At 72.3% G+C, this 15263-nt stretch carries 13 protein-coding genes and 1 tRNA gene; 6 read left to right on the top strand and 8 right to left on the bottom strand.

Annotated elements, in window-relative coordinates:
* Positions 1-6 precede the first annotated feature (6 nt).
* Entirely contained in the window at positions 7-1218 is a 1212-nt protein-coding gene (locus AC6EI4_RS04775; protein WP_498450723.1) for a DUF4032 domain-containing protein, read from the bottom strand.
* A gap of 120 nt (positions 1219-1338) precedes the next feature.
* Between AC6EI4_RS04775 and AC6EI4_RS04770 the strand changes: the two genes are divergently transcribed.
* Positions 1339-1414: transfer RNA gene (locus AC6EI4_RS04770), tRNA-Thr, on the top strand.
* Between the two features lie 22 nt (positions 1415-1436).
* Here the strand turns inward: AC6EI4_RS04770 and pdxY are convergent.
* Positions 1437-2288: a pyridoxal kinase PdxY gene (pdxY, locus tag AC6EI4_RS04765; RefSeq protein WP_498450722.1), complete on the bottom strand. Its 852-nt coding sequence runs from the start codon at positions 2286-2288 to the stop codon at positions 1437-1439.
* 114 nt (positions 2289-2402) lie between these two features.
* On the opposite strand from pdxY, the gene AC6EI4_RS04760 reads away from it, so the two are divergent.
* Both AC6EI4_RS04760 and AC6EI4_RS04755 read left to right on the top strand, forming a co-directional pair.
* Entirely contained in the window at positions 2403-4025 is a 1623-nt protein-coding gene (locus AC6EI4_RS04760; RefSeq protein ID WP_498450721.1) for a GMC family oxidoreductase, read from the top strand.
* A 15-nt stretch (positions 4026-4040) separates the two neighbouring features.
* Positions 4041-5600 carry a succinic semialdehyde dehydrogenase gene (locus tag AC6EI4_RS04755; protein ID WP_498450720.1) on the top strand — a complete coding sequence of 520 codons (1560 nt, stop codon included), beginning with the start codon at positions 4041-4043 and terminating at the stop codon, positions 5598-5600.
* 27 nt (positions 5601-5627) lie between these two features.
* On the opposite strand, the gene AC6EI4_RS04750 is transcribed toward AC6EI4_RS04755, so the two are convergent.
* Both AC6EI4_RS04750 and AC6EI4_RS04745 read right to left on the bottom strand, forming a co-directional pair.
* Entirely contained in the window at positions 5628-6398 is a 771-nt protein-coding gene (locus tag AC6EI4_RS04750; protein WP_498450719.1) for a dioxygenase family protein, read from the bottom strand.
* A gap of 23 nt (positions 6399-6421) precedes the next feature.
* Positions 6422-7051: a uracil-DNA glycosylase gene (locus AC6EI4_RS04745; protein WP_498450891.1), complete on the bottom strand. Its 630-nt coding sequence runs from the start codon at positions 7049-7051 to the stop codon at positions 6422-6424.
* Between the two features lie 278 nt (positions 7052-7329).
* Between AC6EI4_RS04745 and AC6EI4_RS04740 the strand changes: the two genes are divergently transcribed.
* Together AC6EI4_RS04740 and AC6EI4_RS04735 are read left to right on the top strand one after the other, a co-directional pair.
* A complete protein-coding gene (locus tag AC6EI4_RS04740) occupies positions 7330-8025 on the top strand; it encodes a class II aldolase/adducin family protein (protein WP_498450718.1) in 696 nt (231 codons plus the stop codon).
* Positions 8026-8074: 49 nt separating this feature from the next.
* Positions 8075-8497 carry a hypothetical protein gene (locus tag AC6EI4_RS04735; RefSeq protein ID WP_498424040.1) on the top strand — a complete coding sequence of 141 codons (423 nt, stop codon included), beginning with the start codon at positions 8075-8077 and terminating at the stop codon, positions 8495-8497.
* Between the two features lie 22 nt (positions 8498-8519).
* Here the strand turns inward: AC6EI4_RS04735 and AC6EI4_RS04730 are convergent, their stop codons facing one another.
* The 3 genes from AC6EI4_RS04730 to AC6EI4_RS04720 are packed head-to-tail and all read right to left on the bottom strand — an operon-like array spanning position 8520 to position 12083.
* Entirely contained in the window at positions 8520-9941 is a 1422-nt protein-coding gene (locus tag AC6EI4_RS04730) for a pyridoxal phosphate-dependent decarboxylase family protein (protein ID WP_498450717.1), read from the bottom strand.
* Complete coding sequence (locus AC6EI4_RS04725; protein WP_498450716.1) at positions 9938-11287, bottom strand: MFS transporter; 1350 nt, start codon at positions 11285-11287, stop codon at positions 9938-9940. Before AC6EI4_RS04725 ends, AC6EI4_RS04730 begins: the two co-directional genes overlap by 4 nt.
* 40 nt (positions 11288-11327) lie before the next feature.
* Entirely contained in the window at positions 11328-12083 is a 756-nt protein-coding gene (locus AC6EI4_RS04720; protein WP_498450715.1) for a D-Ala-D-Ala carboxypeptidase family metallohydrolase, read from the bottom strand.
* 130 nt (positions 12084-12213) lie between these two features.
* On the opposite strand from AC6EI4_RS04720, the gene AC6EI4_RS04715 reads away from it, so the two are divergent.
* Positions 12214-13779, top strand: a complete 1566-nt coding sequence (locus AC6EI4_RS04715) for an FMN-binding glutamate synthase family protein (RefSeq protein ID WP_498450714.1) — start codon at positions 12214-12216, stop codon at positions 13777-13779.
* A gap of 7 nt (positions 13780-13786) precedes the next feature.
* Here AC6EI4_RS04715 and AC6EI4_RS04710 read toward each other — a convergent pair whose 3' ends face one another.
* Complete coding sequence (locus AC6EI4_RS04710) at positions 13787-15226, bottom strand: alpha,alpha-trehalose-phosphate synthase (UDP-forming) (RefSeq protein WP_498424034.1); 1440 nt, start codon at positions 15224-15226, stop codon at positions 13787-13789.
* Positions 15227-15263 lie beyond the last annotated feature (37 nt).

Raw genomic sequence — 15263 nt, 5'->3', positions numbered from 1 at the left:
CCGTCCTCACAGACCGGGCGGAGTGGTGAGGTCCTCGTCGCGGCGCCGGGTCAGGAATCGGGTGATGTAGTCGCGGGCGGTCTCGAAGATGTCGATCTCGTGCCCGGCGCGCTCGGAGAGGTACCACCGGTGCACGAGGATCTCGTGGAAGATCTCGGCCGGCTCGAGCTTGCCGCGGGCCTGCGGCGGGACCATCGCGATGATCGGCTCGTAGACCTTCGTCAGCCACCGGTTGGCCACCACCGCACGGTCCTCGGCGCCCAGGTCGTGGTAGGCGGTGTAGGAGGCCAGGTCGTTGAGCAGACGCCGCGCCTGGTTGTCCTGGACGTCGAGCCCGGTCAGCGACTGCAGCTCCTTGCGGTGGTGCCCCAGCTCCACGACCTTCGGCTGGATCATCACCCGGTCACCGTCCCAGTCGGTGACGATGTCGAGCTCGTCCACGTCGAAGCCGAGGTCGTTGAGCCGCTCGATGCGCTGCTCGATGCGCCACATCTCGTCGGGGGAGAACTCCTCGGCTTCGGTCAGCTCGTCCCACAGAGCCTGGTAGCGCAGCTCGATGCGCTCGATGATCTCGTGCGGATCCACCTCGTCGAGTGCCTCGCTGGCCTTCAGGTCGAGGAGCTCGGCGAAGACGTTCTCGCAGCCCACGCTCACGTCGTAGGCCCGCATCTGCGCCGAGAGCGTCCGGCGCAGCTCGCCGGTCTCCGCGTCGACCAGGTACGCCGCGAACGCGCCCGCGTCGCGGCGGAAGAGCACGTTCGACAGCGACACGTCGCCCCAGAAGAAGTCGGCCAGGTGCAGCCGGACCAGCAGCACCACCAGCGCGTCCACCAGCGGGGGCAGGCTCTCCGCGGTGGCGCCGCGCGCGAAGAGGCTGCGGTAGGGCAGCGAGAAGCGCAGGTGGTCGGTGATCAGCACCGCGGGCAGCTCCACGCCGGCGTCGTCGACGCGGCCCGCGACCACCCCGCGGGGCGCGACCGCGGGCAGCTGCAGCTGCTGCAGGGCGCGCAGCAGCCGGTACTCGCGGAACGCGATCGGCTCCTGGGTCTCCTTGACCGCGTAGGTGCTGGAGCCGAGCCGGATGATGCGTACGACGTGGCGCGAGAGGCCCCGCGGCAGCGGCACGACGTAGTCGTCGGTCCACTGCGCCAACGGCGTGGACCAGGGCAGTCTCAGCAACGCCGGGTCCGGGCGCCCGGCCACGATGCGCAGCGCCATGGTCCAGCAGCCTAGACCCGAGCGGCGCCGGGGGGCAGGGTCATCGTGGGCCGGCGCAGCCGAGTTCGGGGCAGGGCACCCGGGCCCACTACGATGAGCGCGCGCCGCTGCGGCGGCCGCGCCGCGTTAGCTCAGCTGGTAGAGCATCCGTCTTGTAAACGGAAGGTCGTCGGTTCGATCCCGTCACGCGGCTCCACCCGGTCGGGACGCGATGCGCCTCAGCGGACCCGGCTCACCTCGAACTGCATCCGCGGGGTGGCGAAGGCGTCCTGCGACTCGATCAGGCGCAGCTCGCGGTCCCCGGAGTCCAGGGTGTTCTGCAGCAGGTCGAAGACCGACGAGGCGGTACGGGCCAGCGCCAGCGCCGGGTCGCCGGTCTCGCCGAGGTGCGCGCTGAACAGGGCGGCGGTCACGTCGCCGGAGCCGTTGGCCTTCATCGGCAGCAGCGGGGTCTGCACGATCCAGGCGCCCTCCCCGGTGACGGCCATCATCTCGATGGTGCCCGCGGGCCGGTCCTCGCGCTCCACGCTGGTCACCAGGATCGTGGAGGGGCCCATCGCGCGGGCCAGGTCGGCGGAGGCGAGCACGTCGTCGAGGCTCTTGGGGTCGGTGCCGGTGAGGTAGCCCAGCTCGAACTGGTTGGGGGTGATCACGTCGGCCACCGGCACCACCCGCTCGCGCAGCAGCACCGGGATCGCCGGGTTGACGAAGCACCCCGACTTGGCGTTGCCCATCACCGGGTCGCAGGTGTACGTCGCGCGCGGGTTGGCGGCCTTGACCCGGGCCACCGCGTCGATGATCACGTCGCCGATGTCCTCGCCGCCCTGGTAGCCGGACAGCACCGCGTCGACCTGGCCGAGCACGCCGCGCTCCTCGATGCCGGTGATCACCGCGCGCACGTCCTCGGCGGGCAGCATCGGCCCGCGCCAGGAGCCGTACCCGGTGTGGTTGGAGAAGTGCACGGTGAAGACCGGCCACACCTCGTGGCCCCGGCGCTGGAGGGGGAAGACGGCTGCGGAGTTGCCGACGTGGCCGTAGGCGACCGAGGACTGGATCGAGAGGAACTTCACCAGGCCATCTTGCCCGATCCGGGGGCGAGCGCGCCTGTACGTCCAAACTAGAACTTGTTACAGTGTGTCCGCGATCACATACCGAGAGTACGACTGCACCGAGCGGGGACATCCATGGGCAAGCAGCAGCTGGTGAACGAGGCCGACTACGTGGTGGCGGGAGCGGGCAGCGCCGGCTGTGCGGCCGCGGCCCGGCTGGCCGCCTCGGGCGCCTCGGTGATCCTCCTGGAGGCAGGCAAGCGCGACACCCAGTTCGTCGTCACCAAGCCCGGGATGATCGGCCCGATGCACTCGGTGCCGCAGGTCAAGAAGCCGATCGACTGGGGCTACTACACGACGCCGCAGCGCCACCTCCTCGGCCGCCGCATCCCGCAGACTCGCGGCAAGGTGCTGGGCGGCTCGAGCTCGGTGAACGGGATGCTCTGGGTGCGCGGCAACCGCGCCAACTACGACGCCTGGGCCGCCGAGGGCAACCACGGCTGGAGCGCCGGCGAGGTCAACCAGGTCTACAAGCGCGTCGAGGACTTCGAGGACGGCGAGAGCGCCTACCGCGGTGCCGGCGGGCCGATCAAGGTCACCCGCCACACGATGCGCACGGAGGCCTCCGAGCAGTTCGACCAGGCGACCGCCGACACCCTGGGCGTGAAGATCCTGCACGACTACAACGCCGCGGCGCAGGAGGGGGTCAGCCACTTCCAGCAGAGCATCCACCACGGCCTGCGCTACAGCTCCTCGCGTGGCTACGTGCACAACCAGGACCTGCCCACGCTCTCGGTGCAGACCGAGGTGCACGTCGCCCGGATCGTCCTCGAGCAGGGGCGCGCGACCGGCGTCGAGGTGATCGACAAGTCGGGGGAGCGGCGCGTGGTCCGCGCCGGCAAGGAGGTCATCCTCGCCGCCGGCGTCTTCGGCTCGCCGCAGGTGCTGATGCTCTCGGGGATCGGCCCGGCCGCGCACCTCGATGCGATGGGGCTCGCGGTCCGCGCGGACCTGCCGGTCGGCGACAACCTGCACGACCACATGTTCGTGCCGCTGTCGTTCCACATGAAGAACTCGCTGCACCGCGGCACGCCGGCGTACTTCGCCAAGGGCGTCGCCCGCGAGCTGACCCGCACCGCCTCGTCGTTCCTGGCCAACTCGGTCTTCGAGTCGACGGCGTTCGTGCGGACCTCGCAGGCCACCGACGTCCCCGATCTGCAGATCCACGTGCTGCCCTGGGCCTACCCCTCGCCCAACCAGGACGCGCCGATCCGGCACAAGGTCGACAAGCGCACCGCGCTGACGGTGATGTCGACGCTGATCTATCCCAAGAGCCGCGGCACCGTCCGGCTGGCCTCGCCCGACCCGCGCGCCGCGCCGCTGATCGACTTCAACTACCTCGCCGAGCAGTCCGACCGCGACGTCCTGGTGGAGGGGGTGGAGATCATCCGCGAGATCATGCGCAGCGCCGCCTTCGGCGACAACGTGCTCGGCGAGATCCACCCCGGCGCGGCGTACGACGCACGCGCGATGCGCGTGGAGATCCTCAACCGGGCCACCACCGTCTACCACGGGGTCGGCTCGTGCCGGATGGGCGTCGACGAGCGGGCGGTCGTCGGCCCGGACCTCAAGGTGCGCGGCGTCGAGGGCCTCCGGGTCGCCGACGCCTCGATCATGCCGTCGATCACCGGTGGCAACACCAACGCTCCCTCGATCATGATCGGCGACAAGTGCGCCGAACTCGTCCTCAACGGCTGAGACCGGAGACCTTCGATGACCCTGCAGCGCCCCGCCTCCCTGACCGACTCCTTCCTGCAGCGCCTCGTCGCGCGGGTGCCCTCCACCTCGGGAGGCACCTGGAAGCTCACCGAGGTCTACTCCGGCGAGGTCCTCGTCGAGCTGCCGCAGTCGACCCCGGCCGACATCGAGCAGGCCTTCGCCGCCTCCCGGGCCGCCCAGCGGGTCTGGTCGCAGTGGCCGCTGCGGCGCCGGCTCGCGGTGTTCAAGCGCTTCCACGCCCTGCTCCTCGAGCACAACGAGACCATCGTCGACCTGATCCAGGCCGAGAGTGGCAAGGCGCGGCGGATGGCCTTCGAGGAGACCTGCGACGTCCCGATGGTGATCAGCCACTACCTGCGCCGCGCGCCCCGGCTGCTGCGCCCGGTCAAGCGGCCCGGGCCGATCCCGCTGGTGTCGTCCTCCACCGAGATCCGTCAGCCCAAGGGGGTCGTCGGGATCATCGCGCCGTGGAACTTCCCCTTCGCCACCGGGCTCTCCGACGCGATGCCGGCGCTGATGGCCGGCAACGGCGTGGTGGTCAAGCCCGACAACAAGACCGCGCTCTCGCCGCTCTACGGCTTCGCGCTGCTCGAGGAGGCAGGCCTGCCGCCGGGGCTGCTGCAGGTGGTCTGCGGTGAGGGCCCCGCGGTCGGACCCACCCTGATCGACAACGCCAACTACGTGATGTTCACCGGCTCCACGGCGACCGGGCGCACCATCGGCGAGCGCGCCGGACGCAACCTGATCGGCTGCTGCCTGGAGCTCGGCGGGAAGAACCCGATGATCGTGCTGCCCGACGCCGACCTCGACGAGGCCGTCGAGGCGGCCGTCTTCGGCGCCTTCGGCAACACCGGCCAGATCTGCATGCACATCGAGCGGATGTACATCCACGACTCGATCTACGACGAGTTCCGCGACCGCTTCGTGGCCACCACGCGGGCGCTGCGCGTCGGGGCGGCGTACGACTTCGACCCGCAGGTCGGCTCGCTGATCTCCGTCGAGCACCGGGACCGGGTGGCCGCCCACGTCGGGGACGCGGTGGCCAAGGGAGCCACGGTGCTCGCCGGCGGCCGGGTGCGCCCCGACCTCGGCCCGGCCTTCTACGAGCCGACGATCCTCGAGGGCGTCACCACCGACATGCTGACCGGCTCGTGCGAGACGTTCGGGCCGGTGGTGGCGCTGCACCGCTATCGCACCGAGGACGAGGCGCTCCGCCTCGCCAACGACACCGACTACGGGCTGAACGCCAGCGTCTGGGGCGCCGACCTCAAGCGCGCGGTGCGGGTGGCGAAGCGGGTCGAGGCGGGCAACGTCAACGTCAACGACATCCTGGCCACCGCGTACGCCGCGAAGGCCACGCCCTCGGGCGGGGTCAAGCAGTCCGGGGTCGGAGCCCGCCACGGCGACCAGGGGCTGCTGAAGTACACCGACTGCCAGAACCTCGCGGTGCTCAAGAAGCAGGTCATGCAGACGCCCGACGACGTGCCCTTCGCGGACGCGGCGCGCAAGCAGCTGCAGGGGCTGGCGATGATGCGCAGGCTCCGGATCCGCTAGCGCCCCGGCGGGGTGGGGCCAGGGCGCTCAGGCGACCTGCAGCGAGCGCTTGGAGAGCCCCATCCAGAAGCCGTCGATGACCTGGGTGCCGGGCGTCGCGGGGTCGCTGGCCGCGCCCAGGGTCACGAACAGCGGGGAGTAGTGCTCGACCGTGGGATGCGCGTAGGGCATGCCCGGCGCCCGGTGGCGGTACGCCGCGAGCTCGTCCACATCGCCGCGCGCCAGCGCCTCGCCGGCCCACGCGTCGAACTCGCGCGACCAGCCCGGTGCGGCGGCGTCGATGCAGAACTCGCGCAGGAACGGCAGGCCGTGGGTGAGGAAGCCCGAGCCGATGATCAGCACGCCCTCCTCGCGCAGCGGCCGCAGCCGCTCGCCCAGGGCCAGCAGGCGCTCGGGGTCGTGGGTGGGCAGCGACATCTGCAGCACCGGGATGTCCGCGTCGGGGTACATGATCCGCAGCGGGACCCAGGCGCCGTGGTCGAGGCCGCGCGAGGCGTGCTGGTGGACCGGCTCGCCGGGCGGCATCATCGCCGCCACCCGCCGGGCCAGGGCGGTGGCGTCCGGGGACGGGTAGGTCATCGCGTAGTACTTGGCGTCGAAGCCGCCGAAGTCGTAGACCAGTGGTGCGCTCGAGGCGCTCAGCGAGACCGGCGCCGACTCCCAGTGCGCCGAGACGATCAGGATCGCCTTGGGGCGCGGCAGGTCGCGCGCCCAGCCGGCCAGCTCGCCCGACCACCGCGGGTCGTCGAGCAGGGGCGGGGCGCCGTGGCCCAGGAACAGGGCGGGCATGAGGGTCATGGCACCAGTGTGCGCCTGTTTAGTTAAAGATTCAACAAGACATCGGGAGGGGGCGCCAGCGGCAGTCGCCAGTCGACCGGCGTACCGCCGCTCTCCGCGAGGAGAGCGTTGACCCGGCTGAACGGCCGGGACCCGAAGAACCCCCGCCTCGCCGAGAGCGGCGAGGGATGGGCCGAGGACACCACCGGCACCTCGCCCAGCATCGGTGCCAGGGACTGGGCGTCTCGTCCCCACAGGATCGCGGCCAGCGGGCCACCGCGGCGCGCCAGCGCGCGGATCGCGCAGTCGGTGACCTCCTCCCAGCCGCGCCCGCGGTGCGAGGCGGCCTCGCCGGGGCGCACGGTGAGCACCCGGTTGAGCAGCATCACGCCCTGCTCCGACCAGGCGGTCAGGTCCCCGTGCTCGGGTCGCTCGATGCCGAGGTCGGTGCCGAGCTCGGTGTAGATGTTGGCGAGGCTGCGTGGCACGGGGCGAACGTCGGGGGCGACGGCGAAGCTCAGCCCGATCGGGTGCCCGGGGGTCGGGTAGGGGTCCTGGCCCACGATCAGCACCCGCACCTCGGCGAGCGGGCGGGCGAACGCGCGCAGGATCTGCTCACCGGCCGGCAGGTAGGGCCGCCCGGCCGCCAGCTCGGCGCGCAGGAACCGTCCCATCACCTCGATCCGGTCCTCGACCGGAGCCAGCGCCTCGGCCCAGTCGGGGGCGACGAGTCCGCGGTCCACGAGTCCAGTCAGCACGCTCACGGCCGCCATTGTGCCGTCGACGCGGCGCCCGGTGCCGGCCCGGTGCCGGGACCGGCCCGATTGCCGACTCGGATCGGTCGTGGACGCCTCCGAGGGGGGTACCGCAGTGGTATGAACGTGGGTGTGGCGCAGTACCTCCTCGGTGGGGAGGGCCTGGTCACGCGACACGGCTCTCGGGGAGGCGGGCGATGAACGATGAGATCACTCAGCGGTTCGGGGCCGGGCGGGAGAGCCGACGAGACGCCCGCCGCGCGGTGGCGGCGGCGGCGCGGCGGTTGGCCGAGGAGCGGTTGCTGATCGGCACCGCCGGCAACGTCAGCCTGCTCGTCGCCCCGAAGCTGGTGGCGATCACCGCCACCGGGGTGGTGCTCCAGGAGTGCCGGCCCGAGGACGTCTCCTTCGTCAACGCGGCCGGCAAGGTGATCGACGGCTCGCTGCGGCCGACCTCGGAGCTCGACCTGCACCTGGCCATCTATGACGGGAACCCCGGGGTCGGCGCGGTCGTGCACACCCACGCGCCGTACTCCACCGCCGTCGCCTGCGTGCTCGACGAGCTGCCGGTGATGCACTACGAGCAGCTGCTGCTCGGCGGGACGGTGCGGGTGGCGCCCTATGCCACGTTCGGGAGTCGGGAGCTGGCGCTGGCGGTGCGCGACGCGCTGTGCGGGCGCAGCGCCGCGCTGATGGCCAACCACGGGTCGGTGGCGCACGGCGAGACGCTCGGCGAGGCCATCGAGCGGGCCCTGCTCCTGGAGTGGCTGTGCCAGCTGCACCACCGGGCCTCGGCGCTCGGCATCCCGCGGGTGATCACCGAGGAGCAGCTCTCCGACGTCGTCGAGGCGGCGAAGAGGCGCAACTACGGCCGTCCCCAGCCGGACGGCTGAGCCGCCCGGGCGGGCGCGCCGCTTCCGCGGTGCGCGACAATCGGTGACCATGAAGTTCACCGAGCGCGAGATGACCGTCGCCGTCGAGGCCGTCGCCCGCCAGCTGTACGTCGCGAAGCGGGCGCCCTGGCGGCGCGGCGGCGCCGACGCGTCCTGGGAGGCGCAGGCGCCCATCGACAGGTACCACCACAAGGCCGCCGCCGGGGAGATGATCCTGCCCGCGCTGCTGGCGCTGCCGGAGCGGCCCACCGTGGGCGCGACGCCCCAGTTCAGCGCCGACGAGTACGCCGCGGCGGCCGAGGAGGCGATCCGCTCCCTGATGGACCACCGCAACCCCGGCTCCTGGGACGCGATGCCCCCGCGCCGGCGCGCGCTGCTGGTGAAGTCCACCGCCGGGCTGACCCGGAGCGCGGTCGAGGCGATGCCGGTGCGCCAGGACCCCGACGCGCTGATCGTCCCCGACCACCTCTAGCCGGCTCGCACCCGGCCGCCCGTCAGCGGGCGGGCCGGGCCAGCCGGTCGAGGAAGGCGGCGAGCAGGGCCTCGCGCATCGCCGGACTGGCCACGTCGAGCAGCGCGTTGACCTCGGCCATCCGCTCGGGCAGGGCCAGCGGGCCGGCCTCCCCGGAGGTGAGACCGGCGGCGGCGAGCAGGCCGTCGAAGTCGTCCTCGCCCAGCGACGCCGGGTCGAGCGCCTCGACGAACGCCACGATCTGCGGGTCCACCGTCACCGGCCCCGCGGCCACCGCCGCGGCCACCGAGTCACGCAGCGCGCCGAGGAGCTCCGCGACGTGCGGGTGCGTCGCGGCGCTCACCGACAGGTGGATGGTGGGCGGCTGAGCGCCGTGGGTCATCTGCGGCTGCACGAACCAGCCGCGTGCGGCCATCTCGTCGCACACCGTGAACGCATCGCAGGACCCGTCGGTGGCCAGCGCCACCAGCGTGGAGTCCGGCGCCACCACCAGCCGCAGCTCGGGGATCTCGCCCACCCCCGCCACGATCGCGTCGACCGCCGCGAACACCTCGCGCGCCAGCGACAGGTAGCCCGCGTCGCCCAGCGTCTCCACCACCGCCCACGCGCCGGCCAGCGGTCCGCCCGACTTCGTCGACTGCATCGTGGAGTTCAGCATGGTGTAGCCGGGCCAGCGCGCCGAGGCGAACAGCTGCGGACGGCGCAGCTGCGCGGTCCGGTGCAGCAGCAGCGAGGTGCCCTTGGGGGCGTAGCCGTACTTGTGCAGGTCGACGGAGATCGAGGTGACGCCCTCGACGGCGAACGTCCACCCGGGCACCGCGCGCCCCAGCCGCTCCGCGTAGGGCAGCACCCAGCCGCCGATGCACGCGTCGACGTGGCAGCGCACCCCGGCCGCCGCGGCGGACGCGGCGATCGGGGCCACCGGGTCCACCACGCCGTGCGCGTAGGACGGTGCCGAGACCACCACCAGCACGGTGTCGTCGTCGATCGCCGCCGCCATCGCCTCGGGCACGGCCCGGAAGTCCGGACCCACCGGCACCATCACCGCCTCGACGCCGAAGTAGTGGGCGGCCTTGTGGAACGCCGCGTGCGCGGTCTCGGGGATCACCATTCGCGGTCGCCGCACGTCGGGGCGGGCGTCGCGGGCGCCCTGCACCGCGAGCAGCACCGACTCGGTGCCGCCGGAGGTCACCGTGCCGACCGCGGAGGCGGGCGCGTCGAGGAGGTCGCAGGCGAAGCCGACCAGCTCGTTCTCCATCGTCAGCAGGCTCGGGAAGGCCGTCGGGTCCAGGCCGTTCGAGCCGGCGTACGCCGCGACCGCCGCACGGCCGATCCGATCCACGTCGGCCAGCCCCGAGTCGTAGACGTAGGCCAGCGTCCGCCCGCCCTGGACCGGGAGGTCGCCGCTCTGCAGCTCGTGCAGGCGGGCCAGGGCGTCACTCATGCGGGGGTCCTCTCGGAGGGCGGTGCCGCGGCGTCGAGCGCGGCCGCGTCCAGGGAGTAGCGGGCCAGCCAGCACAGGCTGAGGACGACGAGCGCGGCGGGCAGCAGCGAGAAGCCGAGCACGATCGCGGTCACCGCGGAGTCGGGCTGGACCGCGTCGCCGTCGGTGGAGGAGACGTAGCCGCCGAGCGCGAGCAGGGCGGCGAACACCCCGGGGCCCAGCGCCATCCCGAAGGTCTCTCCGGCGGTCCAGACCCCGGTGTAGACCCCGGCCCGGTTCTCGCCGGTGCGCCGCGCGTCGACGGCCGCGGCGTCGGGCAGCATCGCCATCGGGAACACCTGGCAGCCGGCGTAGCCGACGCCCACCAGGGCGGTGGCGGCGAGGACTCCCGCCGCCGGCATCCACGAGGCCATCACCAAGAGCCCGGCGCCGAGGGCCAGGAGCACCGAGGAGGCGAGGTACCCGCGCTTCTTGCCCAGCCGCTCGCCCAGTCGCGCCCACAGCGGGGTGAGCACGATCGCGGGTCCCACGAAGCACACGAACAGCAGCGTCGAGGAGCCCTGACGCCCGAGCACGTCGCCGGCGACGTAGTCGACGCCGGCCAGCATGCAGCCGACCGCCAGCGCCTGCAGCACGAAGGTGACCAGCAGCAGCCGGAAGTCGCGGGCCGCGGCGACGATGCCCAGCTGCTCACGCAGCGTGCCGGCGCCCGGGGCGCTGGCGCCGATCGGGGCGCGGCGGGTGCCGCGGTAGGCGAGCACGACGCCCAGGGCGATCAGGGCGGCCATCGCCACGCCCATCGCGCGGTAGCCCTCGCGGCCGCCGATGGCGTCGCGGATCAGCGGGGCGGAGGCGCCGGCGAGCAGGATGGTCAGCGCCAGGATCGCCACCCGCCACGTCATCAGCCGGGTCCGCTCGTCGTAGGAGTCGGTGATCTCGGCCGGCATCGCGACGAAGGGGACCTGGAAGAACGCATAGGCGGCCGCCGCGGCCAGGAAGAAGACCAGCACCCACGCCGCCTCGGCGAGCGAGGAGTCCCACGACGGCCCGGCGAAGATCAGCGCGAAGCAGACCGCGAGCACCAGGCCGGCGCGCAGCAGCCAGGGCCGGCGCGGGCCGCGCGGGTCGACGGTGCGGTCGCTGATCCGTCCGGCGACCGGGTTCAGCACCACGTCGAGGAACTTCGGCACGAAGACGATGACCCCCGCCCACAGCGCGGCGATGCCGAGGCTGTCGGTCAGGTAGGGCAGCAGCATCAAGCCGGGCACGGTGCCGAAGGCGCCGGTGGCGACCGATCCCGATCCGTAGCCCAGGCGCACCCCGCGGGGGAGGACGTCGTGTGACATGGCTGGCACCCTAGCGACGTCCGCCCCCACGCGGTGAGGATCAGCCGATGCCGCAGCCCGGGGCGCTCCAGTAGACCCGGTCCGGGCGGATGTCGACGTGGGTGTGGTCGTCGTGGCCGGGGTAGCCCGGCCCGAGGATCGTGTTGAACGCCGTGGAGCGGGCTGCCTGCGCGATCTGGCAGAACGACGGGCTGCCGTTGATGCCGGTGAAGTCCAGCGCCCGGCCGTAGGTGTGCTGGCCGGTGCCGCTGCCGCCGACGGACTTGTCGCAGGCCTTCGAGCGGAAGCCCGACGTCACCCGCAGCGGCTTGTTGCCCAGCCGCTGGCGCAGGGCCTCGGCGCGCCACATCGCGCGCTCGAGGTTCTCCTTGACCTGGGCGGCGCTCACCGAGCCCCCGCTGTAGCCCCCGGCCCCGCAGCCGCCGTCGACCTCGGCCCAGGTGAAGTGCAGCGTCGAGCAGTCGTCGTCCTGCAGGGCGTAGATCTTGGCGAACGTGGCGGGCCCGGCCAGGCCGTCGGCGCTCAGGCCGTAGGCCTTCTGGAAGTTGCGCACCGCGGTGGTGGTCGCGGGGCCGTAGCTGCCGTCGATGCCGAAGGTCGCGCCGTACCCGGCCCAGCCGGCGACGCGGACCTGCAGTTCGGTGACGTCGGCGCCGGTCGCGCCCGGGGCGAGGTTGCGGCTCCACGAGTAGCAGCCGTCGGCCATTGCCGGAGCCGCGGTCACCGACGTGACGCCGACCAGGGCGGCCATCGTCAGCAGCAGGGTGGACAGGGCGGCGAGAGCGCGTCTGCGCATGGTGGTACTCCTGAAGTTCCCGAGAACGGGCCGCGAGGGCCCCTTGGCGGCTGATAGTGCCGGTAGCCGGCCCTCCCGCGCCAGCACCCCGCCTCGACACGCCTTGGGTGGTGCGGCTAGACACGGTGCCATGAGGTGGAGGAGAACGACGGCGGCAGGCACGGCGGCACTCGGCGCGCTGGGGGTGGTGGGGGTCCACGACCTGCGTCAGAAGCGGCACGCGATCCTGCGCAACTTCCCGGTGATCGGGCACGGGCGCTTCCTGCTGGAGCGGGTCGGCCCGGAGCTGCGGCAGTACATCGTCACGTCCAACGACGAGGAGCGGCCCTTCAGCCGCGACCAGCGCAGCTGGATCTACGCCAGCTCCAAGCTGGAGAACAACTACTTCGGCTTCGGCACCGACAACAACATCGAGCACGTCGTGGGCTACCCGGTGATCAAGCACCGCACGTTCTCCGGGCAGGGCGCCTCGACGTACCCGCACACCGAGGACAGCATTGCGGTGCCCGCGGCGAAGGTGCTCGGCGGTCCTCGGGGACGGCGCCACGCCTTCCGGCCGCGCTCGGTGGTGAACATCTCGGGGATGAGCTTCGGCTCGCTCTCGCACGCGGCGATCGAGGCGCTCAACCGGGGAGCGGCGTCCGCGGGGGTCCTGCACAACACCGGCGAGGGCGCGCTCTCGCCGTACCACCGCCACGGCGGAGAGATCGTCTTCCAGATCGGCACCTCCTACTTCGGCTGCCGCGACGAGGAGGGCAACTTCGACCTCGACCAGCTGCGGCGGGTGGTGGAGTCGGCCCCGGTGCGGGCCATCGAGATCAAGCTCAGCCAGGGCGCCAAGCCCGGGCTCGGGGGGATGCTGCCGGGCGCCAAGGTGACCGACGAGATCGCCGAGATCCGGGGGATCAAGGCCGGCGTCGACTGTGCCTCGCCGAGCCGGCACCAGGTCTTCCACGACGTCGACTCGCTGCTGGACTTCGTGGAGCTGGTCGCCGACACGACGGGTCTGCCGGTCGGCATCAAGTCGGCGGTCGGCAACCTCGACTTCTGGGACGAGCTGGTCTCGATGATGCTCTCGCGCGAGCGGGGAGTCGACTTCGTCAACATCGACGGCGGCGAGGGCGGCACCGGGGCGGCGCCGATGATCTTCGCCGACGCGGTCGCCTACCCCTTCCGGGTCGGGTTCGCCGAGGTCTACAAGCGCTTCGCCGCCGCCGGACTGGCCGACGAGGTGGTGTTCATCGGCGCCGGCAAGCTGGGCATCACCGAGAACGCGGTGGTCGGCTTCGCGCTCGGCGCCGACATGGTCAACGTGGGCCGCGAGGCGATGCTCGCGATGGGGTGCATCCAGGCCCAGAAGTGCCACACCGACCGGTGCCCGGTGGGCGTGGCGACGCAGAACCCCCGCTACGTCCGCGGCCTGGACCCGGACCTGAAGAGCGAGCGGGTCGCCAACTACCTGGTCTCGCTGCGCCGCGACCTGCTCAAGGTCTCCGAGGCCGTGGGGGTGGCCCACCCCGGGCTGATCACGCCCGAGGACGTCGACCTGATGGACGGCCAGCAGGGGATGACGTCGCTGGCCGAGGTCTTCGGCTACCAGCCCGGCTGGGGGCGGCTGGGCGCCGAGCTCGCCGCGTCGGTGAGCAGGCTGATGGAGCCCCGGGTGCCGGGCTCGGAGGCCCCGCCGACGGACTGAGCCCGGCTCAGCTGCGACGGGCGGGGCGGACGACCTTGCCGTGGTCGGGGCGGGTGGCGGCGAGCTCCTCGAGGAAGCGGTTGGCCCACTTCGAGACGTCGTTCTCGCCGACCGTCTTGCGCATCGCCCTCATCCGTCGGGTGATCTCCTTGGGCGGGGCCTCGTAGGCCTCCATCAGCGCGGACTTCATCCCGTTGATGTCGTAGGGGTTGACCAGCCAGGCCTGGCGCAGCTCCTCGGCGGCCCCGGCGAACTCGGAGAGGACCAGCGCGCCGTCGTTCTCCAGGCGGGTGGCGACGTACTCCTTGGCGACCAGGTTCATCCCGTCGCGGAACGGCGTGACGACCATGATGTCGGCGGCCCGGTAGAGCGCGGCCATCTCCTCGCGCGGGTAGGACGAGTGCAGGTAGGAGATCGCGGGCGTGCCGATCCGGCCCAGGTCGCCGTTGATCCGGCCGACGAGGCGGTCGATGTCGTCGCGCAGGATGCGGTACTGCTCGACACGCTCGCGCGAGGGCGTGGCAACCTGGACGAACACGGCGTCCTCGACGTCGAGTCGCCCCTCGGCGAGCAGCTCGCTGAAGGCGCGCAGCCGGGCGAAGATGCCCTTGGTGTAGTCGAGGCGGTCGATGCCGAGCAGGATCTTGCGCGGGTTGCCGAGGGCCTCGCGGATCTCCTGGGCGCGCTTCGCGACGCCCTCGGAGCGGGCCAGCTCCTCGAATCCCTCCACGTCGATCGAGATCGGGAACGCGTGCGCCTTCACCGAGCGGCCGTCGGGCAGGTAGACCATGTCGCGGTGCGTCTTGTGCCCGACCCGCTGGCGGACCAGGCGGACGAAGTTCTGGGCCGCGCCGGGCAGCTGGAAGCCGACCAGGTCGGCGCCCAGCAGCCCCTCGAGCAGCTGCCGGCGCCACGGGAGCTGCTGGAAGAGCTCGGCGGGCGGGAACGGGATGTGCAGGTAGAAGCCGATGCGCAGGTCCGGGCGCAGGTCGCGCAGCATCTGCGGGACCAGCTGCAGCTGATAGTCCTGGATCCACACGGTCGCGCCCTCGGAGGCGACCTCGGCCGCCTTCTCGGCGAAGCGGCGGTTGACCACGACGTAGGACTCCCACCACTCGCGGTGGAACTCCGGCTTGGCCACGACGTCGTGGTAGAGCGGCCACAGGGTGCCGTTGGAGAAGCCCTCGTAGAACTCCTCGATCTCCTGGGCGCTCAGCGCGATCGGGATCAGCGAGAGGCCGTCGTCGACGAACGGCTCGAGCTCCTCGTCGGCGCCGCCGGGCCAGCCGATCCAGGCGCCGTCGTTGGCCCGCATCACCGGCTCCAGGGCGCTCACCAGCCCGCCGGGCGAGCGGCGCCAGCCGAGGTTGCCGTCGCTGTCGGTCACCCGGTCGACGGGCAGTCGGTTGGCCACGATGACGAGGTCTGCCGAGCCGATGTGCGTCACGACAGCCACCCTAGTGCTTCGGGTCGAACGGAGGCGT

The sequence above is a fragment of the Nocardioides sp. Z43_10 genome, assembly GCF_059766615.1.
This window is presented reverse-complemented; position numbering and strand designations above follow the sequence as displayed.